The organism is Mobilicoccus massiliensis, assembly GCF_000826525.2.
GTDB classification, from domain to species: domain Bacteria; phylum Actinomycetota; class Actinomycetes; order Actinomycetales; family Dermatophilaceae; genus Mobilicoccus; species Mobilicoccus massiliensis.
Map to the genome: position 1 here is coordinate 673,953 of NZ_LN651330.1, position 24,678 is coordinate 698,630.

Annotated in this window: 23 protein-coding genes and 1 pseudogene; 15 read left to right on the forward strand and 9 right to left on the reverse strand. The window is 68.9% G+C overall.

Annotated features, from left to right (window positions below; all coding sequences use genetic code 11):
• The first annotated feature begins 3 nt into the window (after window positions 1-3).
• The 6 genes and pseudogenes from BN1197_RS12845 to BN1197_RS12865 all read left to right on the forward strand — a co-directional run bounded on the left by BN1197_RS12845 (window position 4) and on the right by BN1197_RS12865 (window position 5,946).
• Entirely contained in the window at window positions 4-2,349 is a 2,346-nt protein-coding gene (locus tag BN1197_RS12845; protein ID WP_040160243.1) for a 3'-5' exonuclease, read from the forward strand.
• Window positions 2,350-2,479: 130 nt separating this feature from the next.
• Window positions 2,480-2,554, forward strand: a pseudogene (locus BN1197_RS18130) (winged helix-turn-helix domain-containing protein); the annotation flags it as partial.
• A gap of 214 nt (window positions 2,555-2,768) precedes the next feature.
• Window positions 2,769-3,257, forward strand: a complete 489-nt coding sequence (locus BN1197_RS17565; RefSeq protein ID WP_217991199.1) for a restriction endonuclease — start codon at window positions 2,769-2,771, stop codon at window positions 3,255-3,257.
• Between the two features lie 186 nt (window positions 3,258-3,443).
• Window positions 3,444-4,112, forward strand: a complete 669-nt coding sequence (locus tag BN1197_RS12855; protein ID WP_141397286.1) for a hypothetical protein — start codon at window positions 3,444-3,446, stop codon at window positions 4,110-4,112.
• Between the two features lie 187 nt (window positions 4,113-4,299).
• Entirely contained in the window at window positions 4,300-5,121 is an 822-nt protein-coding gene (locus BN1197_RS12860; RefSeq protein WP_141397287.1) for a hypothetical protein, read from the forward strand.
• A 114-nt stretch (window positions 5,122-5,235) separates the two neighbouring features.
• Window positions 5,236-5,946, forward strand: a complete 711-nt coding sequence (locus BN1197_RS12865; protein WP_141397288.1) for a hypothetical protein — start codon at window positions 5,236-5,238, stop codon at window positions 5,944-5,946.
• 85 nt (window positions 5,947-6,031) lie between these two features.
• Here the strand turns inward: BN1197_RS12865 and BN1197_RS12870 are convergent, their stop codons facing one another.
• The 3 genes from BN1197_RS12870 to BN1197_RS12880 all read right to left on the reverse strand — a co-directional run bounded on the left by BN1197_RS12870 (window position 6,032) and on the right by BN1197_RS12880 (window position 7,934).
• Window positions 6,032-6,625, reverse strand: a complete 594-nt coding sequence (locus BN1197_RS12870) for a hypothetical protein (RefSeq protein ID WP_040160249.1) — start codon at window positions 6,623-6,625, stop codon at window positions 6,032-6,034.
• Window positions 6,550-7,242 (reverse strand): DUF2249 domain-containing protein, encoded by a 693-nt coding sequence (locus BN1197_RS17860; protein ID WP_245851923.1) that lies wholly within the window; start codon window positions 7,240-7,242, stop codon window positions 6,550-6,552. The genes BN1197_RS12870 and BN1197_RS17860 overlap by 76 nt, the downstream gene beginning before the upstream one ends.
• Before the next feature lie 122 nt (window positions 7,243-7,364).
• On the reverse strand, window positions 7,365-7,934 hold the full coding sequence (locus BN1197_RS12880; RefSeq protein ID WP_040160251.1) for an ArsR/SmtB family transcription factor: 570 nt from the start codon (window positions 7,932-7,934) through the stop codon (window positions 7,365-7,367).
• A 318-nt stretch (window positions 7,935-8,252) separates the two neighbouring features.
• Here BN1197_RS12880 and rplM point away from each other — a divergent pair, with 318 nt between their 5' ends.
• The 3 genes from rplM (at window position 8,253) to glmM (ending at window position 10,814) form a co-directional block, all read left to right on the forward strand.
• On the forward strand, window positions 8,253-8,696 hold the full coding sequence (gene rplM / locus BN1197_RS12885) for a 50S ribosomal protein L13 (protein ID WP_040160252.1): 444 nt from the start codon (window positions 8,253-8,255) through the stop codon (window positions 8,694-8,696).
• 29 nt (window positions 8,697-8,725) lie between these two features.
• Window positions 8,726-9,229 carry a 30S ribosomal protein S9 gene (rpsI, locus tag BN1197_RS12890; RefSeq protein ID WP_040160253.1) on the forward strand — a complete coding sequence of 168 codons (504 nt, stop codon included), beginning with the start codon at window positions 8,726-8,728 and terminating at the stop codon, window positions 9,227-9,229.
• A 235-nt stretch (window positions 9,230-9,464) separates the two neighbouring features.
• On the forward strand, window positions 9,465-10,814 hold the full coding sequence (gene glmM, locus BN1197_RS12895) for a phosphoglucosamine mutase (RefSeq protein ID WP_040160254.1): 1,350 nt from the start codon (window positions 9,465-9,467) through the stop codon (window positions 10,812-10,814).
• A gap of 75 nt (window positions 10,815-10,889) precedes the next feature.
• Here glmM and BN1197_RS12900 read toward each other — a convergent pair whose 3' ends face one another.
• Window positions 10,890-11,588 carry a carbonic anhydrase gene (locus BN1197_RS12900; protein ID WP_082043873.1) on the reverse strand — a complete coding sequence of 233 codons (699 nt, stop codon included), beginning with the start codon at window positions 11,586-11,588 and terminating at the stop codon, window positions 10,890-10,892.
• Entirely contained in the window at window positions 11,585-13,357 is a 1,773-nt protein-coding gene (locus BN1197_RS12905; protein WP_040160255.1) for a fumarate hydratase, read from the reverse strand. Before BN1197_RS12905 ends, BN1197_RS12900 begins: the two co-directional genes overlap by 4 nt.
• Before the next feature lie 223 nt (window positions 13,358-13,580).
• Between BN1197_RS12905 and BN1197_RS12910 the strand changes: the two genes are divergently transcribed.
• The 4 genes from BN1197_RS12910 to BN1197_RS12925 are packed head-to-tail and all read left to right on the forward strand — an operon-like array spanning window position 13,581 to window position 18,055.
• Window positions 13,581-14,882 (forward strand): extracellular solute-binding protein, encoded by a 1,302-nt coding sequence (locus BN1197_RS12910; RefSeq protein WP_040160393.1) that lies wholly within the window; start codon window positions 13,581-13,583, stop codon window positions 14,880-14,882.
• The gene (locus BN1197_RS12915; protein ID WP_040160256.1) at window positions 14,879-15,832 is read left to right on the forward strand and encodes a carbohydrate ABC transporter permease; all 954 of its coding nucleotides are present in this window, start codon (window positions 14,879-14,881) and stop codon (window positions 15,830-15,832) included. Before BN1197_RS12910 ends, BN1197_RS12915 begins: the two co-directional genes overlap by 4 nt.
• Window positions 15,833-15,874: 42 nt before the next feature.
• Window positions 15,875-16,705, forward strand: coding sequence for a carbohydrate ABC transporter permease (locus BN1197_RS12920; RefSeq protein WP_390622722.1), 831 nt, complete (start codon window positions 15,875-15,877; stop codon window positions 16,703-16,705).
• Between the two features lie 36 nt (window positions 16,706-16,741).
• Window positions 16,742-18,055 (forward strand): ABC transporter ATP-binding protein, encoded by a 1,314-nt coding sequence (locus BN1197_RS12925; RefSeq protein ID WP_040160258.1) that lies wholly within the window; start codon window positions 16,742-16,744, stop codon window positions 18,053-18,055.
• Window positions 18,056-18,116: 61 nt separating this feature from the next.
• Here the strand turns inward: BN1197_RS12925 and BN1197_RS12930 are convergent, their stop codons facing one another.
• Window positions 18,117-20,204, reverse strand: coding sequence for an alpha-amylase family glycosyl hydrolase (locus BN1197_RS12930; RefSeq protein ID WP_245851924.1), 2,088 nt, complete (start codon window positions 20,202-20,204; stop codon window positions 18,117-18,119).
• A 292-nt stretch (window positions 20,205-20,496) separates the two neighbouring features.
• Between BN1197_RS12930 and BN1197_RS12935 the strand changes: the two genes are divergently transcribed.
• Together BN1197_RS12935 and BN1197_RS12940 are read left to right on the forward strand one after the other, a co-directional pair.
• Window positions 20,497-20,760, forward strand: a complete 264-nt coding sequence (locus BN1197_RS12935) for a FitA-like ribbon-helix-helix domain-containing protein (protein WP_040160259.1) — start codon at window positions 20,497-20,499, stop codon at window positions 20,758-20,760.
• Window positions 20,757-21,152, forward strand: coding sequence for a type II toxin-antitoxin system VapC family toxin (locus BN1197_RS12940; RefSeq protein ID WP_040160261.1), 396 nt, complete (start codon window positions 20,757-20,759; stop codon window positions 21,150-21,152). The genes BN1197_RS12935 and BN1197_RS12940 overlap by 4 nt, the downstream gene beginning before the upstream one ends.
• 42 nt (window positions 21,153-21,194) lie before the next feature.
• Here the strand turns inward: BN1197_RS12940 and BN1197_RS12945 are convergent, their stop codons facing one another.
• From BN1197_RS12945 to BN1197_RS12955, 3 genes are read right to left on the reverse strand one after another with little or no spacing between them, the layout of a single operon-like run.
• Window positions 21,195-22,259 (reverse strand): ABC transporter ATP-binding protein, encoded by a 1,065-nt coding sequence (locus BN1197_RS12945; protein ID WP_082043881.1) that lies wholly within the window; start codon window positions 22,257-22,259, stop codon window positions 21,195-21,197.
• Between the two features lie 7 nt (window positions 22,260-22,266).
• Window positions 22,267-23,427 (reverse strand): ABC transporter permease, encoded by a 1,161-nt coding sequence (locus tag BN1197_RS12950; RefSeq protein ID WP_040160262.1) that lies wholly within the window; start codon window positions 23,425-23,427, stop codon window positions 22,267-22,269.
• Entirely contained in the window at window positions 23,424-24,623 is a 1,200-nt protein-coding gene (locus BN1197_RS12955) for an ABC transporter permease (RefSeq protein WP_052466697.1), read from the reverse strand. The genes BN1197_RS12950 and BN1197_RS12955 overlap by 4 nt, the downstream gene beginning before the upstream one ends.
• Between the last annotated feature and the right edge of the window lie 55 nt (window positions 24,624-24,678).

Sequence of the window (24,678 nt, forward strand, 5' to 3'; positions counted from 1 at the left end):
TCCATGCCCACGCTGATCTGGAGCAAGGTCAAGGACGGCCTCGACCCCTCGATGAAGAAGAAGGCGTACGCGTTCTTCGAGAAGCTGCAGGAGAGTGACCAGCTCCCCGGCCTTCACATCGAGCCCATCGTCGGCAGCGACGACTCCCGCGTCCGTACCGGGCGGGTCGACGACAACTTCCGGTGCGTCCTCTTCAAGCTCACGAGCACCGACGAGCCGTTCTACGTCATCCACGGGGTCTGGCCGCACGACAAGGCCAACAGCATCGCCGAACGCGTCAAGCTGTCGATGAACCCCATCAACGGGGTCCCCGAGGTCGAACGGGTCCTCGACGACATCCGGACCGAGGCGCGGACGCCCGTGGCCGGGACGAGCGCCACCGGCGCACCCGTTCCGGCGACGCCCTCCCCGGCGTCCACTCCCGTCGAATCGCCCACCGCGACGACGGCACTCGGTACCCCGGCCCCCGTCGTGGCACAACCGCCCCGTTGGGTCGGGGGACTCACCGCCGAAGCCCTCCACCAGGACCTGGGACTGGACGCCGACCTCGCCCGGGCGGCGCTCGCTGCGGCGACCGAGGACGAACTCGTCGAGGACGTCATCGCCCGCGCCCGCGTCGAGTGGCAGGCCGATGCGCTCCTCGAACTCGCGACGGGCAGCTCCATCGCGCAGGTCAAGCAGATGTTCCATCTCGACCAGGCGCCGGCCCTGCCCGCGCCCGAGGACGCCGACGAGGACACCCGCCTCCTCGCGAGCATCGAGAACCACCCCGCCGCGAAGGCGTCGTTCCACCTCATCGACGACGACGACGAGCTCCGCCGCATCATCGAAGAGGGCGACCTCGGCGCGTGGCGGCTCTTCCTCCACCCCGAGCAGCGCACCTACGCGGAAGGTGACCGCAAGGGGTCGTTCCGTCTCTCCGGCGGAGCCGGCACCGGCAAGACCGTCGTCGCGATCCACCGGGCCCGCCATCTCGCGCAGCGACACCCCGAGGCGCGGATCCTCCTCACGACGTTCACGCGCAACCTCGCCGACGACCTCGCGCGGGGCGTCCGCAGCCTCGACGACTCGATCGCCCTGCAGACCCGTCTCGGACAGCCCGGCGTCTACGTCAAGGGCATCGACCAGGTGGCCTGGGCCGTCGTGCAGCGCGCGGGGGACGACATCGCCGACGCCGTCGCGCAGGTTCTCGGCGACTCCCGCACGGACGTGCTCTCCTCCACCCCTTCGACCCTCTGGCAGGAGGCGATCGAGGATGCGGGCGCGGACCTGCCCCCTGCCCTCGCCACCCAGGCGTTCCTGGAGGCCGAATACACGCAGGTGGTCCTGCCGAACCGGGTCACCGGCGTCACCGCGTACATCCGGGTGCGCCGCGCCGGGCGGGGCGTCGCCCTCGACCGCGCCAAGCGGGTGGCTGTGTGGAAGGTCATCGAGGCGTACCGCACCAAGGCCCGCGCCGCAGGCACGACCGACTTCGTCGAGAAGGCCGCCATCGCCGCAGCCTGGCTGGACCTGCGCGGAGATCGCCCGTTCGACCATGTCGTCGTCGACGAGGCGCAGGACCTGACCGCCTCGCACCTGCGGCTGCTGCGTGCCCTCGTCGCGCCCGGCCCGAACGACCTGTTCATCTGCGAGGACTCCCACCAGCGCATCTACGGACAGAAGGTCGTCCTGTCCCACTGCGGCATCGACGTGCGTGGCCGCGCGCGACGTCTGACGTTGAACTACCGCACCACACAGCAGAATCTGGGCTGGGCCATGGGGATCCTGTCGGGCGCGGAATGGAGCGACCTCGAGGGCGAGCAGGAGGAGCACACCTATCACTCGGCCCGCACCGGGCCGCGTCCCTTGCTCGTTCCCGCGCAGTCGTTCGCCGACGAACTCGACCGCGCCGCGGAGATCGTCACGTCCTGGCTCCCGGATCCGGGCGCCGACGCCGCGACCAACCTGGCCGCCGGCAGGGCGGCGGCTCCGGAGGACATCGCGATCCTCGTCCGCGACCGCTACAAGCGGCAGAACCTCGTCGCTGCCCTCGCGGAGCGAAACCTCGACGTGCGGTCCGTCGACCGGGACGCGCCTCGTCCCGGCAAGCCGCTCGCGATGACGATGCACCGCGCGAAGGGGCTCGAGTTCACGCACGTCCTCCTGTTCGGTGTCGCCGACGGTGCCATCCCGCGGGCCCTGAAGGACTACGAGAGCAGCGATGCCGACCTCGCAGATGCCCTCCTCCGCGAGCGCGCCCTCCTCTACGTCGCGTCCACCCGCGCCCGCGACGTCCTCGCGGTGACGTGGGCGGGGAAGCGGTCGCCCCTGCTGGCCGGACACTCGCGGAACGGAGACGCCGCATGATCCCCGACTACCAGTCCTGCATGCGTCCGGCGCTCGCGCTGCTCGCCGGGGCCGGGCCCATGCGGTCGCGTGATGTCAAGGACGCGCTCGCCGACGAGTTCGGCTCGACGACGACGAGCGTGCCGCCACGTTGCCGAGCGGGCGGCAACGCGTCATGGACAACCGCGTGGGATGGGCGCTCACCTACCTGGCCCAGGCCGGTCTTGTCCACCGCCCGACGCGGGGAGTCGTGGAGGTCACCGAACGGGGGAGGCAGGTCCTCGCCGACCTGCCCGCCGGCACGGCCCTCCGCACGAAGGATCTCGAAGGGTTCTCGGAGTTCGTCGATTTTCAACAGCGGACCCGCAGCGTGGCGCCGCAGGCCTCCGCGGCAGGCCCCGACGTCGACGACACCCTCCGACGACGCCCTGACCCGCGCCGTGGCACAGAACCGCGCCGCCGTCGAACGCGAGGCGTTGGCGCGGGCCATGAGCCTCACCCCCTACGAGTTCGAGAACCTCGTCATCACCCTGTTGGAACGGATGGGGTACGGCCATGCGGGATCGGTCGAGCGCACGAGCGCCTCGGGCGACGCCGGCGTGGACGGGATCATCAGTCAGGACCCGTTGGGGCTGGATCGGATCTACGTGCAGGCCAAGCGGTACGCGCAGGACAACGTCATCCACCGTCCGCGCATCCACGAGTTCGCCGGTGCGTTGCTCGGCAAGCAGGGCGATCGGGGCGTCTACATCACGACGAGTTCATTCTCGGTCGGTGCCCTCGCCGAGGCCGACCGCATCAACGCCCGCATCGAACTCATCGACGGACAACGCCTCGCCGAACTGCTCGTCCGCTACCGCGTCGGGGTCCAGGTCGAACAGACCGTCGAACTCCTCCGCATGGACGAGGACTTCTACGAGGGGCTCTGACCACCCCTTCGCAGCTCGGATTGCGTCGATGACAAGCACGGCCTGCTGCCCTTGACGTCGCGCGTCGACCACGATGTCCCGGAGCTCGGCATGCTGCGGGTCCGGTCGCGCATCTCGCGACGACGTGGCCCTTATCGGTGGCGTTTTTTCCCTGTCGGTCGGCGAACTCCGACCGATGGGAGCGGTATGACCTCAACCCATGATTCTGCCGTCGACGCGGTGGTGCGTGCCGCGTCCGCTCTCGACGAGGCGGAGTTCGCGGCCTACGGCGGCGGCTGGCCAGACGAGGTCGGCACCGCACTCGTCGATGCCGTCTACTCCATCCGCGCCAGGTACCACTCCACCGAGCCCGGGAGTGGGGTCTACGGCCGCGTCGTCGAACTGAGGCGACTCCACCCCGAGGTCACGAACGATCTCCGTGCCCTCGTCGAGCTGGGGAGCGACCGCCTCGCCGAGACCATGGGCCGCGGCAAGACCGCGAGCCGGCGGAAGAGCGAATGCATCATGGAGGCTGCCGAGGCGCTCCTCGCTCTCGATCCGCCGGTCTGCACGGCCACCGATCTCCTCGCCGCTGATCCCGCCGACGTCAAGCGCGCCTACACGGGCGTCCACGGTTTGGGATGGGTCACGTGCGAGTACTTCCAGATGCTCCTCGGCGTCTTCGGCGTCAAGGCGGACACGATGATCGTCCGCTTCGTCAACGCCGCGCTCGCCTCCGCGGACCTGCCGTCCGTCACGGCGGAGGAAGCGCGACGTCTCGTGATCGACGCTCACCGCGCCGACTCCCGAGGAGCCACCCTCACCCAGTACGAGCACGCCCTGTGGCGCGCCAAGGGAAACCTCGCAGAGGCCTGATCGGCGTCGTCACCGGTAAACGCAGGAGGACGGGTCGTCCACTCACGGTGGCGCACGGCCCGCCTGCCCGGATCTGGCCGGTGACCTTCGTAGAGTTCACGGCGAGAGGTTCGGAAGACGTTCGTGGAGTTGGAGATTCAGCGTGGATGACTCAGTCGTGCCAGTGGTGGTCGCAGTCGTGGTGATCGTGGCCGCCGTCGCTGTGTTCGTCGTCTTCGCCATGCGTCGAAGTAAGCGCCGTGCACAGCTGAGCCCCGCCGAACTGCAGCGGCACGAGGAGTGCCGAGCCGCGGACAAGGCGGTCAAGGCGGCGCGGAAGCAGCACGAGCAGGCGGTGCGAGCCGCACAGAGGGTTCTCAAGGACGCGCAGAATCCCGCGAAGTTGGCTGCGGCCGGTCGGGGGAACTACGTCACGCCGGTCGAGGTGTGCCTCAACGGCAACTCCCGCTCCCTCACCCCCGACGTCACCGCCGCCCTCGATCAGACCGGCGACATCACCGCCTACGTGACGAACAGGAGCACCCTGACGCGCATCGTGGCAGGAGGTGCCGTCGCCGGAGTCGGCGGCGCGCTCGTCGGCGGGTTGGCCAAGAAGAACACGCACCGCCAGATCGACAACCGCGAGCTCTACCTCATGGTGCTGGCCGAGGGGTGGCAGGAGGTCGTCAAGCTCGACCCCACTCAGGGGGAGAAGGCTCGAGCGCTCATGCAGTCGATCAACGTCGCAGCGCCGAACTCGCCGACGGCGCACGCCCAGCAGGCGGAGGCGATCGCCGCTGCGGAGACGGCGCTGAAGCAGGCGAAGGCGGACACGGCAGCGGTGGATGCGGCCCTCGCTGCGCGCGAAGCTCTCGGCGAGGACCCGATGGACCGGTTCAAGAAGAACCGCAGCACCCCTGGACAGAGCGGTGCGCCGGGCATGGTCGTCCTCGGAACCGACGAACGCGCCGGTGACACGCCGCAGGACGTCATCACGCGACAGGATCCGGCCGGCAGCGACAACGCCTGAGCGTCTTTCGACGCCCTCGGAACGGTCACCGCGTGCGCGGGGCGGTCGATGATTCACATCAAGGGGTGTGGCCGCACGGGCCCGGCCCCGCCATGTGAGGGAAGAGGGATCCGGATGCGCACCCGTACCGGTATAGGCCTGGCCGTCGCGATGACGACCGTGGCAGTGATGGCAGCAGCCGGCGTCACGACGACCCCGGTCGCCCGAGCGGAGGAGAGTCCGACGGAGGAACGCCTCGTCGCTCGCGCCGACGTCGACGGCGACGGTCGTCGGGACAGCGTGATCCAGACGACGAGCTGGTCCGAGGACGGCACTCGAGCCCACACCACCCTCACGGTCAAGGGATCGGCAGGCCGGACCTCCTCGGTGCGGCTCGGCCTCGAGGTGTACCCCGAGTTCGACACCCCCTGGGTCGGCGTCGGAATCGTGGACGGCAAACCCGGGGCCGACATCGCCATCGACATCACCGACGACGAGGTCGAGCGGTTCCGGGTCTTCACGTGGCGGTCGGGCCGCCTCGTCTCCCTCTCACCGCCGGAGTCGCAACGCGGCCACCGCACCGCTGTCTGGCGCGCGATGGACGGGGAGCAGCCCGGGGGATACCGCTTCTTCACCGTCCGTGGGGTCCGGCACGTCGAACGACTCGTCGGCTCCGATGTCCGCGACCACCCCCGGCGGGAGTTCCGCGCCGTCCTCACGACCTACAGGTGGTCGAAGAACACCTGGGTGCCCGTGAAGACGCGCCGCACCACCATGCCTGCCACCGAGAAGGCCATCCGCCCCTGGGCACCCTTCACCGGTACCGGGATGCGGCTGCCGTGGTGATCCGCACCCGCATCGGCGCGCCGCCTCCGGCAGGGGGACGACGGGGCAGTCGAGTCACCGCCGACCGACGGGCGCCGGTCAGGACTCACTGCCCGAACAGCCTCCAGTTGGGTCGTGACGCCCGGACCGCTGCGGCGCTTCGGGGGCGAGAGCCGGCGCGCTGCGTCGCCCCTGTGGCGTCGATGGCGCCATCGCCCGTCGCCGTGACTCCCCAAATGATCCGCTGCCCCTCCCGCCGGAACTCCCCATTGCGGATGAGCCGGTCGAGGACGGTGGTGATGCCTTCCTTGATGAGGCGGCCCATGCGTCCGTAGCCGAAGAGTTCGGTGACGCCGCGGACGAGTTCGGTCTCGGTGCAGCCGGGGCGGGCCTGGGAGAGGGTGAGGCGGAGGGCGTTGGCGATCTCCTCGGGGGCGATCTCGTGGATCTTGCGGTGGGCGCGCACGCTGGAGCGGACGCCGCGGTACGTCGCCGGGTCGACGCCTGCGGGCCAGACGAATTCGTCGTCGCCGACGCGGGTGCGGGGGAGGTCCGCCGGGATCGCCCCCATGATCGCGTCACGTTTGTCACGCCGCAGGACCCGCTTGCGGAACCGCCGCCCGATCACCGACGACGCCCGCGAGGCGAGCACCGGGCCCTCCGTCGCGACGACGTCGCGCCACTCCGCCGCGACCTGCACCGTCTGCGCTTGCCCGGCAACCCGTCGATCACGTCGGCACGGGCGATCGCGTCGTCGTGCGCCTGCCGGAAGTCCCGCAGCACGAGACCCGCCACCCCGACCGACTCCACCGCCCGCCGCAGACGCGGCCCGCTCCGCCACCTCGTGAGCCTCGTCTGCGGCGAAAAGACGTTCGAGACGGGAGAGGCGGGCCTCCCTGTTCGTCTCTTATTAACATCTCCCAGCCCCCCCCGCCCGCCGCAGACGCGGCCCGCTCCGCCACCTCGTGAGCCTCGTCTGCGGCGAAAAGACGTTCGAGACGGGAGAGGCGGGCCTCCATGTTCGTGAGAGTCGTCGTGAGTGTCGCGGTGAGGGAGGCGAGGGCGCTGGGTCTTGGTCAACGTCACCCGCACGCCGTCACCGGCGGCGAGGTCGGCCTCCCGGTCGACGTAGCCGATCTCGACGCCCTCGCCGAAGGTCTCCCAAACCAGGGCGAGAAGCGGGAGCGGGTCGTGGGGTGCGACGAGGATCATGCCGGCTCCCGGGCGAACCTGCGAGCGTGCCCCGAGGATCGCGCCGTGGCGGATCGCGCCGGGGATGACCAGGGCGTCCAGCGTGGGCAGCCGGTGTCGTGGCACCCGCAGCCGTGGGTGCCGGGCTCGGTGAGGGGAAGGTCATGGGGCATGGTGTGTCTCCCGCGTCGTCGGACCCCGCATGAGAGGGAAAAGCCGGTTTGAATAACCCCAGGTCGCGCGCCCGATCACGCGACCTCCACCTGACGTGGAGGGGGATCCACGGGGAGGGGGCACGTGTAGAACGTCACGCGCTTGGCCTGCGGGTTGCCGGCGCCCACGCGGCGGTAGCGCGCGAAGAGCTCGGCCATGTCGGCCCGCAGTGAGGCGAGCTGCTCGTCGGTGACGAGGACGAGGTGGTCGTCGAGGCCGCACGCCTCCTGCCAGGCGAGCGGCCACTCCGGGGAGTCCGTGAGCCAGGCGTGCGCCTTCTCGGTGAAGTGCCCGATGTAGTCACGTGCCAGCCAGTCGAGAGCGGCGTCGTCGTCGTCGGTATCCCCGGTGTCGAAGCTTCGATCCTCCGTCGAGGCCTCCCAGGCGCGGCGGCGCCCGGTGCCGCCCGCGTCGCGGACGAGGCCCGCCTCGGCGAGGCGCCTCAGGTGGTAGCTCGTCGCCCCGGAGTTCGTGTCGAGGGCGCGGGCGAGGTCCGTCGCCGTCGAGGGGCCCACCGTGCGGAGCTCGGCGAGGAGGCGGGTGCGCAGAGGGTGCGCGAGGACACGCAGGGCGGACGCGTCCGAGGGGTAGGGCGTCGCGGTCATGCGTGTCTCCGAGTGTGTGAAACGGAGCGATTCATGCACAGAATCTTTGCATAAATCGTGTGCATGGGGGACGAATCATCGCGGGAAGGTATGGATCGCTGCAGGTCAGCGTCCTGGAGTGCGAATTTGGGTGCGTTTCGGGGCCGCCGGTAACATTGACCTTCGTTGTGCGCGTCCGATGTCGCGCCGCTCCGCAGGGTGACCGGGTCCTCGATCCGGGCCGCACCGCCGGGTCCGACATCATCACGCCACGGCGCCCCGACGGTGCCGAGGTGTACGCACGACCGTTCCATCATCGACCAAGCAAGGCTGATAACCGTGCGTACCTACACCCCCAAGCCGGGCGAGATCGAGCGTAAGTGGCACGTCATCGACGCCACCGACGTCGTTCTCGGCCGCCTCGCGTCGCAGGCTGCGCAGCTCCTGCGCGGCAAGCACAAGCCGACGTTCGCCCCCCACATCGACACGGGCGACTTCGTCATCATCATCAACGCCGACAAGGTCGCCCTCACCGGCGCCAAGCTCGAGCAGAAGAAGGCGTACCACCACTCCGGTTACCCGGGTGGTCTGCGGGCGACCTCCTACACCGAGCTCATGGCCAAGAACCCGACGCGCGCCGTCGAGAAGGCCATCCGCGGCATGCTGCCCAAGAACTCGCTGGCGCGTCAGCAGCTCAGCAAGCTCAAGGTGTACGCAGGCGACACCCACCCGCACCAGGCCCAGAAGCCCGAGCCCTTCGAGATCTCGCAGGTCGCCCAGTAATCACTGGGTGACAAGGCACGAGGAGAACCGTGACTGACAACACTCCGGACGTGGAGCTCGAGAACGACGAGCCCACCCTGTCCACCTACACCTCCGAGTCGAGCGCGGCGCCGGCCGACGAGCAGGTCCGCCGCCCGTCCGCCTCCGCCCCCGGCTCGGCCACGGGTCGCCGCAAGCAGGCCATCGCCCGCGTGCGCATCGTCCCCGGCTCCGGCACGTGGAAGATCAACGGCCGCACCCTGGAGGAGTACTTCCCCAACAAGGTGCACCAGCAGATCGTCGGCGAGCCGCTCAAGGTCCTCGAGCTCGACGGCGCGTACGACGTGCTCGTGCGCGTGCACGGCGGTGGCCCCTCGGGTCAGGCCGGCGCGGTCCGCCTCGGCGTGGCCCGCTCGCTGAACGAGGTCGATGCCGAGCTCAACCGCCCGGCGCTCAAGAAGGCCGGCTTCCTCACCCGTGACGCCCGCGTCCCGGAGCGCAAGAAGGCCGGTCTCAAGAAGGCCCGCAAGGCGCCCCAGTACTCGAAGCGCTGATGCTCGGGTGGATCGACGAGCGGCTCGCCCCATGCCGATCCACCCGTTCTTCGCACCACAGCGATCCGACAGGCGTACCATCCAGAGCCCCTGTACTTCCGTTCCGGTTGTACGGGGGCTCTGTGTGTCGAGAGCGGCGAGGGGCCGGGGGACCGCCGTCGCCGCCACCGGGTCGCCCACCGGCGCACCGTGCGACCCGCATCCCGAAATCCTCGTCTTGAAAGGAGCCATCGACATGGCTCGACTCTTCGGCACGGACGGTGTCCGTGGCCTGGCCAACCGGGACCTCACCGCAGAGCTGACCGTCGACCTCGCCGTGGCCGCGGCGCACGTGCTGCGCGCCGAAGGGGAGTTCGCCGGTCACCGGCCCCGGGCGATCATCGGCCGTGACCCGCGCGCGTCGGGGGAGTTCCTCGCCGCGGCCACGATGGCCGGGCTCGCCTCCGCCGGCGTCGACGTCTACGACGCGGGCGTGCTCCCGACACCGGCGATCGCGTTCCTCATCGCCGACTACGGCGTCGACCTCGGCGCGATGCTCTCGGCCTCCCACAACGCGATGCCCGACAACGGCATCAAGTTCTTCGCCCGCGGCGGACACAAGCTCGACGACGCCCTCGAGGACGAGATCGAGCAGCGTCTCGGCGCCGAATGGGAACGTCCGACGGGTGCCGCGGTGGGCCGCGTGCGTCCACTGACCGACGGCGCGGAGCGCTACATCAGCCACCTCGTCGACGCACTGCCCAACCGTCTCGAAGGCCTGCACGTCGTGCTCGACACCGCCCACGGCGCCGCCAGCGAGGTCGCGCCCGAGGCGTTCCGCCGGGCCGGTGCCCGCGTCACGCAGATCGGCGGCGAGCCGGACGGCCTCAACATCAACGACGGCTACGGCTCGACCCACCTCGACAAGATCCAGGCCGCCGTCGTCGAGTTCGGCGCCGACCTCGGCATCGCGGTCGACGGCGACGCCGACCGCTGCCTCGCGGTCGACGCGAGCGGCCAGGTCGTCGACGGCGACAAGATCATGACGATCCTCGGACTGGCCATGAAGGAGCGCGGCGAACTCGCCAACGACACCGTCGTCGTCACGGTCATGAGCAACCTCGGCATGCTGCAGGCCCTCGAACGTTCGGGCCTGCGCTACGTGCAGACGGCCGTCGGCGACCGCTACGTGCTCGAGGAGATGAAGCGCAACGGCCACGCACTCGGCGGCGAACAGTCGGGCCATGTCATCCTCACCGCCCACGGCACGACCGGCGACGGCACGCTCACCGGACTCATGCTCGCCGCACGCGTCGCCCAGAGCGGTCGCACCCTCGCCGAGCTCGCCGAGGTCATGACCCAGTTGCCGCAGGTCCTCATCAACGTCAAGGGCGTCGACAAGCTGCGGGTCGACGGCGACGAAGGCGTCCAGGCCGCCGTCAAGGAGGTCGAGGCCGAGCTCGACGGCAGCGGAAGGGTGCTGCTGCGCAAGTCCGGCACCGAGCCGCTCGTGCGGGTCATGGTCGAGGCCGACACCCAGGAGCGCGCCCAGACCTCCGCCGACCGTCTCGCCGACGTCGTGCGCGAACGGCTCTCACTCGGCTGACCGGCCGCTCACACGAGACAGGCGGGCCGCCCCCGATGAGGGGCGGCCGTCACGAGAAGCGACGAGACGACGTGGCTACGACGCCGGGAGTTCTCCGATGTCGCCGGCGACCTCGACGAGCTCGGCGCTGCCGTCGGTCAGCGTGTAGGTGAGGCCCACGATGGCGAGGCGCCCGTCGGCCACCCGATCGGCACACCCACTGGAGCGCTCGAGGATGAGATGCACGGTCTGCTTGACGTGTTCGGTCATGACGTCGTGCACGTTGCTCATCGGGATCCCGTCGCGCCCCGCCTTGATGACGCTCGGGATGACGCGTTCGACGAGATCGCGCAGGAACCCGCCGGGCATCGAGCCGCCCTCGAAGGCCTGGATCGTCGCACTGACGGCCCCACAGTTGTCGTGGCCGAGGACGACGATGAGCGGGATGTCGAGAACCTCGGCGCCGAACTCCAAGGAGCCCAACTCGGTGGGGCCGACGACGTGACCGGCCGTGCGGACGACGAACAGATCGCCGAGACCCTGGTCGAAGATCACCTCGGCCGCGACCCGGGAGTCGGAGCATCCGAAGAACGTCGCGAACGGGCGCTGGCCCTCGGTGAGGTCGGCGCGGCGCGCGGCATCCTGGTTGGGGTGGGCCACGGTGCCCTCGACGAACCGGCGGTTGCCGGCCTTGAGTGCCTGCCACGCCTCGGCGGGAGTCTGCGGACGCGCGGGCGCCAAAGGCCTGGTGGCCTCGGTGTGCTCAGCGGGTCCGGTGGTGGACGGATCGCTCATACGGAGGCCCCCGCACCCTCGGAGTCCTCGTCACCCGGCGCGGCGTCGACGTCTCGCATCGGTGCGCTCGCGGTCTCCTTCTCGAGCCCGGGGCGCTTCTCGATGGTCCTCGCGACGGCCTTCGGGCCGACGGAGGCGAAGAAGTCGCCCTTGTCGTCGACGACGATGAAGGCGGGGAAGTCCTCGACCTCGATCTTCCAGACGGCCTCCATGCCGAGCTCGGGGTACTCGAGCACCTCGACGTGCTTGATGCAGTCCTGGGCGAGCCGTGCGGCCGGGCCGCCGATCGATCCGAGGTAGAAGCCGCCGTGCTTCCCGCAGGCGTCGGTGACCTGCTGGGAGCGGTTGCCCTTGGCGAGCATGACCATCGAACCGCCCTCGGCCTGGAACTCGTCGACGTAGGAGTCCATGCGCCCGGCCGTGGTGGGTCCGAACGAACCCGACGCCATGCCCTCGGGGGTCTTGGCCGGCCCGGCGTAGTAGACCGGGTGGTCCTTCATGTACTGCGGCATGCCCTCACCCGCGGCGATGCGCTCGCGGATCTTCGCGTGCGCGATGTCACGGGCCACGACGAGCGTGCCGGTGAGCGACAGACGCGTCTTCACCGGGTGCTTGGTGAGCTCGGCGCGGATCTCCTCCATCGGGCGGGTCAGGTCGATCGTCACGACCTCCCCGGCGGCGTCGTCGGCCCCCTCGAGATCCTCGTGCGTCGTGTCGGGCAGGTACTGCCCGGGCTCGAACTCGAGCTGCTCGATGAAGACGCCGTCCTTGGTGATCTTGCCGAGGCACTGCCGGTCGGCCGAGCACGAGACGGCGATCGCGACGGGCAGCGAGGCGCCGTGGCGCGGGAGACGGATGACGCGCACGTCGTGGCAGAAGTACTTGCCACCGAACTGGGCACCGATGCCGAGATCGCGGGTGATCTGCAGGATCTTCTCCTCCCACTCCACGTCGCGGAAGCCGTGACCGGTGGCGGCATCGCCGTGGGTGGGGAGCGAGTCGAGGTACTTGGCCGAGGCATACTTGGCCGTCTTGAGAGCGAACTCGGCGCTCGTGCCGCCGATGACGACCGCGAGGTGGTACGGCGGGCACGCGGCGGTGCCGAGCGAGGCGATCTTCTCGCGGAGGAACTCCGGGAGGGTCTTCTCGTTGAGGATCGCCTTGGTCTCCTGGAACAGGTAGCTCTTGTTGGCCGACCCACCGCCCTTGGCCATGAAGAGGAACTTGTACGTGGTCTCGTGCCCCGGGAGGGTGTCGGCGTAGAGCTCGATCTGCGCGGGCAGGTTGTTGCCGGTGTTCTTCTCCTCGAACATGCTGACGGGAGCGTTCTGGGAGTACCGCAGGTTGAGCGTCGTGTAGGCGTCGTAGACGCCGCGGGCGAGCGGCTCCTCGTCGGTGCCGGGCGTGAGCACGTGCTGGCCACGCTTGCCCATGACGATCGCGGTGCCGGTGTCCTGGCACATCGGCAGGACGCCGCCGGCGGCGATGTTCGCGTTCTTCAGCAGGTCGAGCGCGACGAACTTGTCGTTGTCGCTGGCCTCGGGGTCGTCGAGGATCTTCTTCAACTGGCCGAGGTGGGCGGGCCGCAGGTAGTGGGCGATGTCGTGCATCGCGGTCCGTGCGAGCAGCGTCAGCGCCTCGGGATCGACCTCGAGGAACTCCCGGCCCCCCGGTCCTTCGACGGTGCGGACCCCGGAGTCGCTCAACTTGCGGTACGGCGTGGGGTCCTCGCCCAGCGGGAGCAGGTCCTCGTACGCGAACTCGGCCATCGGTCAGCACTCCTTCTGCCTCGCCGCGGCAGAGCGCGAGGGTCCACCGCCGCTACGTGTCACGCACGGGACGTGCGCAACGGATCGACCCCTTCAGCCTAGTTCGTCGTGTGTCCGCGCGCCGTTGACCCGCGAAGAGTGCTAGACAAACGGTGGACTGTCGGTGAACAGGGCCTGGCCACCGGGCTCTGGTCGACGATCCGATTGAGACGAAGGAGTCGTGGTGCCCAGACGAAGGACGAGGTCGGTCGCGCTCGTCGCGGCCGTCTGCGTGGCGGGCGGCAGCTCACTTGCCGCATGCGCCGGAAATGACACCTCGGGAGATGCCAGGGCCCTGACCTGGTACATCAACCCGGACTCGGGCGGTAACGACCCGAGCAAGACCGGTCAGGCCAACCTGGCCAAGAAGTGCACCGACGCCTCCGGAGGCAAGTACCGCATCGTCACGCAGGTGCTGCCCAACAGCGCCAGTGACCAGCGCCAGCAACTGCTGCGCCGGCTCGCGGCGGGCGACGAGGGCGTCGACATCATGAGCATGGACCCGGTGTTCGTCGCGGAGTTCGCCGAGGCCGGGTTCCTCACCGAGGTGCCCAAGGACAAGCAGCAGGCCCTCCAGGAGGACGCGGTCAAGCCCATCGTCGAGTCGGCGATGTGGAAGGGCAAGATGGTCGCCGCCCCGATGTGGGCGAACACCCAGGTGCTCTGGTACCGCAAGTCGAAGGCCCAGGAGGCGGGCATCGACATGAGCAAGCCCGTCACATGGGACCAGCTCGTCGAGGCCGCCAAGAAGATCGACTCGACCATCGGTGTGCAGGCCAAGCCGTACGAGGGCTACACGGTGTGGATCAACGCGCTCATCGAGTCCGGCGGCGGGCACATCGTGCAGAACGAGGGCGCGTCGGCCGACGAGTTGAAGCTCGGGCTCGACACCCCGCAGGGCAAGAAGGCGGCCGAGATCATCGGTTCGATCGCGCGCAGCGGCGTCGGCGGCCCGGCGATGGGCTCCTCCGACGAGACCGCGGCGCTCGACGGGTTCGCCGGCGGCGGCGCCTTCCTCGTCAACTGGCCGTACACGTGGGCCGCCCTGCCCGAGAAGGGGACCGATCTCAACGATATCGGCTTCGCCCGGTATCCCCAGGTCGAGGCCGGCAAGCAATCGCGCCCGCCGCTCGGTGGCATCGAGCTCGGCGTCAACGCGGCGAGCCAGAACCCCGCAGCCGCGTGGGAGGCGATCCAGTGCATCACGAGTGAGGAGAACCAGAAGGCCTACATGCTCGGCACCGGCAACCCTGCCGCACGCAAGAAGGTCTACGACGACCCGGAGATCCAGAAGGAGTTCCCGACGGCCAAGCTCATCCGGGAATCCCTCGACGCGGGCGGCGCTCGGCCCTCCTCGCAGTACTACGGTGACATCTCGACCGCGCTGTACAAGAGCTTCAGCCCGCCCGAGAGCGTCAACGACGGCACGCCCGCCAAGGCCGCCGACTTCATCCTCAAGGTCATCAAGGGAGAGGCGCTGCTGTGAGTACCGTCGCCACGGCTCCGGGTCATGCTCCGGACCGCCCACGCAAGGCCGCGCTCTCCGAGCGGGCGCGCGGAGAACGCGCCCTCGGCTGGAAGCTCGCCGGGCCCGCGTTCGTCATCATGGTCCTCGTCACGGCCTACCCGATCGCGCAGGCCGTCTGGGACTCCTTCTTCAGCTTCCGGCTCACCGACCCGGCGTCGAAGAAGTTCGTCTTCCTCGAGAACTACGCCACGATCCTCACCGACAAGCTGTTCTGGCTCGCGGTGGGCAACACCGTGTTCATCACGGTCGTCACGGTCGTCGTGGAGCTCGTCATCGGCCTCGCGCTCGCGATGCTCATGAACAAGGTCGTCTGGCCGCGCAAGACGTTGCGCACCATCGTGCTCATCCCGTACTCGATCATCACCGTGGTCTCGGCCTTCGCGTGGTTCTACGGGTTCCAGGTGAGCACCGGGTTCGTCAACCACTGGTTGGAGGTCCTGACCTTCGGCGCGTGGAACACCGACTTCAACTGGTTCGGTCACTGGTGGAGTTCGATGCTCGTCATCTGCCTCTCGGAGATCTGGAAGACGACGCCGTTCATGTCGCTGCTCCTGCTCTCCGGGCTCGCGCAGGTCGACAGCGCGATGGAAGAGGCGGCCAAGGTCGACGGCGCCACGTTCTGGCAGCGCCTGTTCCGGGTCATCCTGCCCAACATGAAGGCGGCGATCATGGTCGCGGTGCTGTTCCGCACCCTGGACGCGTTCCGCATCTTCGACAACGTGTTCATCATGACCCAGGGCGCGAACAACACGACGACGTTCTCGCTGCTCGCCTACGACCAGACGATCAACCGCGTCGAGATCGGTATGGGCTCGGCGATCTCGGTCCTGCTGTTCCTCTCGGTGCTTCTCATCGCGGGGATCTTCGTCAAGGGCTTCAAGGTCGACCTCACCGGCGGAAGGGGCTGAGTACCGATGGCATCGAACTCCTCGAAATCCGGCAATTTCCTCATGGGGATCGCCTCCCTCGTCGTCATTCTCTTCACGATCATCCCGCTGCTGTGGATCTTCTCCCTGTCGGTGAAGAGCCCGGCCGCGCAGGTCGATCCGAAGCTCAACGTCTTCGGCAACTTCTTTCCCAAGTCCGGCGAGTGGTCGCTCGACAACTACCGGCTCATCCTCACCGGGGGTGCCTCCGAGCTGTTCCTCCCGGCCCTGGCCAACTCACTGGTCATCTGCCTGGTGGCCACGCTCATCTCGGTGATCCTCGCGACGTTCTGCGCGTACGCCATCGCTCGCCTCGACTTTCCGGGTAAGCGGATGATCCTCGTCACCGCGCTCGCCGTGTCGTTCTTCCCCGTCATCTCGCTCGTCACGCCGCTGTTCAACGTGTGGAGCAAGATCGGGCTGTTCGACACGCAGATCGGCCTGATCATCCCCTACCTCTCCCTCACCCTTCCGCTGGCCATCTGGACGCTCTCGGCGTTCTTCCAGCAGATCCCGTGGGAGATGGAGCAGGCGGCGCAGGTCGACGGCGCGACGAGCTGGCAGGCCTTTCGCAAGGTCATCGTCCCGCTCGCCTCACCCGGCGTGTTCACCACGGCGATCATCACGTTCTTCACGGCGTGGAACGACTTCGTCTTCGCCATCTCGCTGACGAGCGACAAGGCACGTACCGTGCCGGCGGCGCTCGCGTTCTTCACCGGCGCGTCCCAGTTCGAGCAGCCCTTCGGGGCCATCGCCGCCGCGGCCGTCATCGTGACGATCCCCGTCGTCATCCTCGTGCTGCTCTTCCAGCAGCGCATCGTGTCCGGCCTCACCTCGGGTGCGGTCAAGGGCTGACGCCCGGCCGCGACGTCTCAAGGAGTCACCACTCTCATGTCCCAGATCGAACTCAAGAACCTCGTCAAGAAGTACGGTGACGGTTTTCCCGCGGTGAACGACGTCAGCCTCGACATCGCGGACGGAGAATTCATGATCTTCGTCGGCCCGTCGGGTTGTGGTAAGTCGACCCTGCTGCGGATGATCGTCGGCCTCGAGGACATCACCTCCGGCGACCTGTTCATCGACGGCAAACGTGTCAACGAGTTGGCGCCGCGCGACCGCAATCTCGCGATGGTGTTCCAGAACTACGCGCTCTACCCGCACCTGTCGGTGTTCGAGAACATCGCGTTCCCGCTGCGGCTGGAGAAGGGCAGGCACGACGAGAAGGACATCGACCGCAAGGTGCGTCAGGCCTCGTCGATGCTCGAGCTCGACGAGCACCTCGAGCGCAAGCCGGGCAACCTCTCCGGTGGTCAGCGTCAACGTGTCGCCATGGGGCGCGCGATCGTGCGGGACGCGGACGCGTTCCTCTTCGACGAGCCGCTCTCCAACCTCGACGCCAAGCTGCGCGGGCAGATGCGCACCGAGATCGCCCGCATGCAGCGGCGCATGGGCATCACGACGATCTACGTCACCCACGACCAGACCGAGGCGATGACCCTCGGTGACCGCGTGGCGGTGCTCAAGAAGGGTGTGCTGCAGCAGGTCGCGAGCCCGCGTGAGCTGTACGAACAGCCGGTCAACCTCTTCGTCGCGGGCTTCATCGGCACCCCGCCGATGAACTTCCTGCCGGCCCGCGTCAACGGCAACACCCTCTCGCTGCCGTTCGTTGACGTGCCGATCTCGGGAGACCTCGCCGGCAAGCTGTCGGGCAAGGAGATCGTCATCGTCGGCATCCGCCCGGAGTACATCAAGGACGCGAGCCTCGGTGACGCGCAGCCGCAGGGCACGGTCTCGTTCCGGGCCGTGGTCGACCAGACGGAATGGCTCGGCAACGAGCAGTACGCCTACATCCCGTACCAGGCGGACGAGGCGGTGCAGCACCGCCTCGACGAACTCGACCGTGAACTCGACGGTGAGGGCATGCGCACCCAGATGGTCGTCAACCTCGACGGCCGCTCCCGCATCCTCGAGGGCGACGAGGGCGACCTCTACTTCGACCCCTCGCTCATGCACGTCTTCGACCCCGAGACGGGTGAGAACTTCACCCGCGACGAGCAGAAGGCGAGCCAGATCGCCCGCGAGTCCGAGGAGACGCGCAAGCGTGCACTCCAGCGCGCTCGCGAGCGTGAGGGGCTCGCGGAGGACGGCGACGGTCAGCGTGTCACCGCCGACGGTCCTGATGCCCGCGGAGCCACCCGCGCCTGATCCCTTCACGACGAACGGGACTCACCTGCCGGTGGGTCCCGTTCGTCGTGTCGGTGGGGAATCAGCGGATCGTGGTTACCGCGCTCGCAGTGCGGGTGCGGCCGGACTCGTCCCGCACGACGACGCGGTACTCCATGCGTGTGCCCGTGCGCAGCGATGACGTGTCGTGGAAGACCTGGTAGGGGGAGTTGTCGTCCGTGCCGAGCAGCGTCCATGTCGGCTGCCCCGCCCGGCGGGCGTAGAACGTGGCCTGCACGAACCGGTTCGGCGAGACCTTCGCTGACACCTGCATCCGGCCGTCGCTCGTCATCGGCCAGGTCGTGGCCATGCGGACGGCAGGAGCAGTCCGATGACGGTCGATCTTCGTCGCGGCCCGATGGACGGTCGCCGACAGCGGCGGCACGGTCACGGTGACCCCGCCCGCCGCGTCCGACCGCACCGCGTCACGAGATCCGTACACCGGGTCGAACCTGTCGCGCGCGTTGTACGTCTGGACCGTGACCTTCTTGGCCGTCGTGGCGTTGTTGACGAGCACCACGTACTCCCGCTGATCCGCATCGACACGGGAGACCGCGAACACGCCGGCCTTCTTGGGCGCCAGCCGGTTGATCTGCGCACCGTCGGCCAACGCCGGGTGCTTCTCCCGCAGGGCCGACAGGTCGGCGATCTGACGGTAGAGACGGGAGGTCGGGTCGAAGCGGTCCTTGACGGCGGCCGGGCCGAGCAGCGTCGGCTCCTTCGCGTAGAGCTCCGTCTTCGTGGCGAACATGTCGTGCCGGGCGGCCTGATCATTGCCGGTGCCGATGAAGCCCTGCTCGTCGCCGTAATAGACGACCGGCTGGCCGCGCGTGAGGAACATCAGCGCATTGGCGAGCTCGACACGCTTGAGCAACTGAGCGTGGTCGAACTTCGCCCCGCCCTGGTTGAGCAGGAATGGCAGCCGGCCCATGTCGTGGTTGCCGGTGAACGTCGGCAGGGAGTACGCGTTGGAGTCGGCGTCGGTGTAGAGGTCGTCGTTGCGATAGAAGCCCGCCAGCGACGACGGGGCGCCACCGGCGACGAAATCCTGTGCCGCCTTCTGGAACCCGAAGTCGAGGGCGGCGGGCAGACTGCCGCGCGTCGAATAGCGGCTCATCTCGAGCGGATCCGGGTCGGCGACCTCGCCGAACATGAAGAAGTCGTCGTTGCCCTTGGCTGCGGCATGCTCGAGCATGCGCGGTGAGAACTGCTGCCAGAACTCCATGTTGACGTGGCGGGTGGTGTCGATACGGAACCCGTCGATGCCCAGGTCGATCCACGCCTCGTAGATGTCGCCCATGCCCTCGACGACCTCGGGGCGCTCGGTGAACAGGTCGTCGAGTCCGAAGAAGTCGCCGTACAGGGAGTTCTCGCCCTCGAACGTCGTGTCACCGCGGTTGTGGTACATGGTGGGGTCGTTCAGCCAGGCGGGGACCTTGACGGTGCGGTCGGCCGGGGTCTCGAAGGTCGGGGTGAGCGGGAACGACGTGGCCGGGTCGAGGTCGGGGAAGACACTCGTGCCCGCGTAGTCGCGGTCGTCGAAGACGCGGCCCGAGGCGTCCCGGTATGGCTTCGTCGACTTGGGCACGTAGGCGTATCGGTTCTCCTCGTATTTGATGACGTCGGCGGTGTGGTTGGTGATGATGTCGAAGTAGACCTTCATCCCCTTGGCGTGCGCCGCCTCGATGAGGGCCTTCATCTCGTCGTTGGTGCCGAAGTGAGGGTCGATCCGAGTGAAGTCGGTGACCCAGTAGCCGTGGTAGCCGGCGCTCTCCTGCCCGGCCGGGCCCTGCACGGGGCGGTTCTTGAAGGACGGCGTCAGCCAGATGGCCGTCGTGCCCATGCCCTTGATGTAGTCGAGCTTCTGCGTCAGACCGGCGAGGTCGCCGCCGTGGAAGAAGCCCTTGTGAGTGGGGTCGTAGCCACTCTTCTGACGGCCACCGGAGATGCCGCCGGTGTCGTTGCCGGGTTTGCCGTTGGCGAACCGGTCGGCCATGACGAAGTAGAAGCGTTCCCGCGTGGGCGCCTCCCGCAACGACGTCCGCGCCGTGGGCTGCACACCCTTGACGACCTGCCCGGACGGCGCTGGAGCGGGGTGCTCGACGGCACCCGCGCCAGGGGCGCCTGCCATGATTGGCGCCAGCAGGGCCACTGCCGACGCCACGGACGCACCGAGGACGGCACTTCGACGAGATCTCACGTCAGCTCCTTTGCTGCGGTTGGGGATTCGCCGCGAGCCTACGCCGCGAGCACGGCCGCTGGGGAGAGTCGGACAGCTCGTCCGCGCCGGCTGAACGCGACGCCACCGGCGCCTGGGTTGCGAACTCCCTCCATCCCTCGAATAGGTCTTCACCGCGTGCGCGGTGGGCCCCGTCGCATCCTCGACGTGAGGGCCCGGAGCGTCATGCATGTATTCTGCATGCATGGTGGCCCTGCAGATCCGTGACGTTCCACCCGCGGTACGGGAGACTCTCGCTCGCGAGGCGCGCCGTCGCGGCCAGTCGTTGCAGGCCTATCTTCTCGACATCGTCGAGGCCGAGGCGGCACGTCGAGACAACGTCGACCTCATCACCGCCGTCGTCGAGCTCGGCGGGGGCCTCACCGGTGCGGAGCGGGAGCCGTCGTCATCCGACGTGTTGCGCAGTCTGCGGAATGAACGCGAGGCCGGCCTCGCGCGTGACCGGTGATCGCCGTCGACGCGTCGACCGTGGTCGACCTGCTCGTCGCGGACGACGAGCGTGGAGAGTGGGCTCGATCCACGATGCTCGCCGACCTCACCTGGGCGGCCCCGGATTTCGTCCTTGCCGAGGTGTTCTCGGCCGTCCGCGGTCTGCATCGTGGTGGCCACGTGACCACGGCCCGCGCCGAGGGGGCCGTAGACGCGCTCGGCCGGCTCCGGATCGAGCTCGTTCCCACCGCGCGACTCCTGGGGGCGATGTGGCGTCTGCGTGATGCGGTCGGTGCGTATGACGCGGGGTACGTCGCCGTGGCGATCATGTTCGACTGCCCTCTGGTCACCGCCGACGCGCGGCTTGCTCGAGGCGCGGCACGGTGGTGCCAGGTGGCGACGGGACCGTGAACGGCGGCCGATCCCCCTCCTGACGGCGGACTCGCCCTGCCTTCACGTTCCCGCGCGGGTGGCGAGGTGGACGAAGACGTCCTCCATCGTCGGCTCGACGGGGGTGATGGTCGCCTCGCCGAATCCGGCGGCGGCGAGGCGGGGGGCGAGGGTGTCCGTCGCCTGGGGGGCGTCCTCGGCGAGGGAGACGTGGAGGCGAGCCCCGGCGGCGTAGACCTCCTGCACGTCGGGCTGTTGTTCGAGCCACGTGAGGGCCTCGTCGGCGTCGCGAAGGCCGGAGACCTCGACGATGCGGTGACGGATGGTCTCGGTGCGGATGTGGCTCGGTGTGCCGTCGGCGATGATCCGGCCGCGGTACATGAACGCGAGCCTCGTGCAGTTGCTCGCCTCCTCCATGTAGTGCGTCGTGACGAACAGCGTGACCCCACGGGCGGCGAGCGCGTAGAGGCGGTCCCAGAACTCGCGTCGGGCGATCGGATCGACGCCGGAGGTCGGCTCGTCGAGGAAGAGGATCTCGGGGTGGTGGATCGTCGCCGCTCCCAGGGCGAGCCGCTGCCGGACACCGACCGACAGGTGGGCGGGGAGTTCGTCCTCCCGCCCGGTCAGGCCCGCCGCGGCGATCGTCTCGCGGACGACCTCGGGCAGCGACGCGTCGTCGATGCCGTAGACGCCCGCGTAGAAGCGGAGGTTCTCGGCCACCGAGAGGTCCTCGAAGAGCGAGAACTTCTGCGACATGTACCCGATGCGGCGCTTGACCCGCTCGGGATGCCGCCTCACGTCCTCGCCGAGCACCTGTGCCGCGCCCTCGGTGGGGACGAGGGAGCCGGTGAGCATGCGGATCGTCGTCGTCTTGCCGCACCCGTTCGGGCCGAGGAAGCCGTAGATCTCACCGCGCGCGACGTCGAGGTCGACGCTGTCGACGGCGGTGAAGCTGCCGAAACGCTTGGTCAGCCCGCGCAGGATCACGGCGGGCTCACGAGACGACTCGGCCGGGGACTCCTCACCGGGAGTGGTGGCCTCGTCCGGGCTGACGGGGGAGCCGCGTCCCCCGAGACGTTTGAGCACGGCACCGTGGGTTTCGGGGCGGCGGCGGAAGCGGTCGAACATCGGCACCTCAATCCGTGAGCCGGCGGCGGGTTGCGAACACTGCCGCACCGAAGACGACGACGCCGAAGATGGCGAGGGCGAGCAGGGGGACGGCGAGGGCGTCGAAACCCGCGTCCTTGAGCATCGCGCCCCGCAGCACCTCGAGGGCGTACGTCAGCGGAATGAGATAGGTGACCGGCACGATCGGCTCGGGCATCGAGTCGATGGGAAAGATGAAGCCCGAGAGCAACATTATCGGCAACGCGATGAACAGCACCGCCTGCTGCGCCTGCTGGCGGGTGCGTGAGAGCAGCGACACGATGAGGCCCATGCCGATCGACGTGAGCATGAACAGCGCGAGCCCGGTGAGGACGACGAGGACGCTCCCGCGGAACGGCACCCTGAACCACAACAACCCGACGCCCATGACGACCGCGCACTGCACGGTGGCGATGACGGCGTACGGCACGACCTTGCCGACGAGGTACTCCGTCGGCCGGATCGGCGTGACGAACATCTGCTCGAGCGTGCCGGATTCGCGTTCCTTCACGACCGCCTGCGACATGACGACCATGAGCGAGAGCATGAGGATGAACGCCACCAGCCCGGGGATCATCGCATTGACCGTCTGCAGGGTCGGGTTGTAGAGCACCCGCACCGTCGCGTCGAGACCGGGGGAGCCCGGCGGGCCGATCGCGGGCGGCCCGGCCCGCCCGGGATGGGCACCGCCGGTGAGCGTCGCCACCCGCTCGGCGTTGAGGCGGGCCACGATCTGACTCGCGTAGCCGGCGCCGACCGAGGCGCTCTGACTGTCCGAGCCGTCGACGACGAGGCCCAGCGGTGCGGTCTCGCCACGCTCGAGGCGTGCCTGGGTGCCGGCGGGCAGGACGACGGCGACGCGGACGCGTCCGGAATCCATGAGCGGTTGCAACGTCTGCTCACCCTCGGGGCGTTCGCGCACGTCGAAGTAGTCCGAGGCGGTGAATGCGCCGGCGACCTGACGCGAGGTGGGAGTGCGGTCGAGGTCGACGACGGCGGTGGGCAGGCGGGTGACGTCGGCCGACACGACGTAGCCGAGGAGCACGAGCTGCAACACCGGCATGAGCATGAGGATGCGCAGCAACATCGTGTCGCGGCGCAGTTGGCGGACCTCCTTCCACGCGAGCAGCCGGACGCGGGCGATGTTCATGACGCCCGCCTGCGCTGGGCGAGCACCGCAAGGGTGACGAGCACGACCGCGTAGACGCTCATCTGGGCCAGCGGCGGCCACAGTTCGGCGAGCCCGGCGCCCTTGAGAAAGACCCCTCGGGCGATCTCGACCATGTACCGGCCCGGAAAGGCATAGCTGATCCACTGCAGCAGGCGCGGGATGGAGTCGAGGGGAAAGGCGAACCCCGACAGGAGGAATCCCGGCAGGAACGCGATGAGCAGCGCCACCTGGTTGGCCACCTCGAGCGACGGAGCCAACGCCGACACGAGCAGGCCGAGCGCGAGTGCCGCGAAGGTGAAGATGCCGGTTGTCACGGCGAGCAGCGGGATGCTGCCGCGCAGCGGTACGTCGAAGACGAACACCCCGATGAGCGTGATCGCGACCGCGTCGACGAACGCGAGCAGCGTCCACGGCAGGAGCTTGCCGAGCATGAGCTCGGGGTCGGTGAGCGGGGACACCCGCATCTGCTCGGCCGTGCCGAGATCGCGTTCGCGTACCAGGCTCACCGCGGTCTGCTGCACGGTGACGATGAGCATGACGACGACCATGAGCCCGGGTACGAGGAACACCGTCGAGCGCAGATCGGGGTTGTACCAGACCCGTAGCCGCGGTTCGAGGGCGCCGTTCGCGCCGGCATCCATGCCCTGACGGTCGGCCCACGAGACGACGAGCCGCTGGGCGTACTGGGCGTTGAGCGCGTTCGCGTACGTCGAGGCGATGCGGCCGGTGTTCGTTTCGCTGCCGTCGACGAGCACGGTGACCGGGGCCTTCTCACCGCGGGCGAGGGCGTCGGAGAACCCGGCGGGAACGACGACGGCGACTCGGGCGCGGCCGTTCTCGAAGGCGGTGTCGATCTCGGGCAGCGCCGAGACCTCGCGGGTGACGTCGAACAGGTCACCTCCGGTGTACGAGGCGACGTAGGTGCGCGAGGCGGGGGTGCGGTCCTGATCGAGGACGACCGTGGGCACGTGGCGTACGTCGAAGCTCACGGCGTAGGCGAAGAGGAGCAACTGCACGACGGGCATGAGCAGCACCATCGCGACGATGCGGGGATCCCGGCGCAGGTGCCGGAACTCCTTGAGCACGACCGCGCCGATGCGGGTCAGCGACGCGGTCACGGGGTTGGGGGAGCGGGGCGCCGGGGTGCGCGGTGCACGATCGAGTGTCGTGCTCACGACAGGGCCTCCCCGACGCGGGTGGGACTCGTGACACCGGTACCCGGCTCGTCGT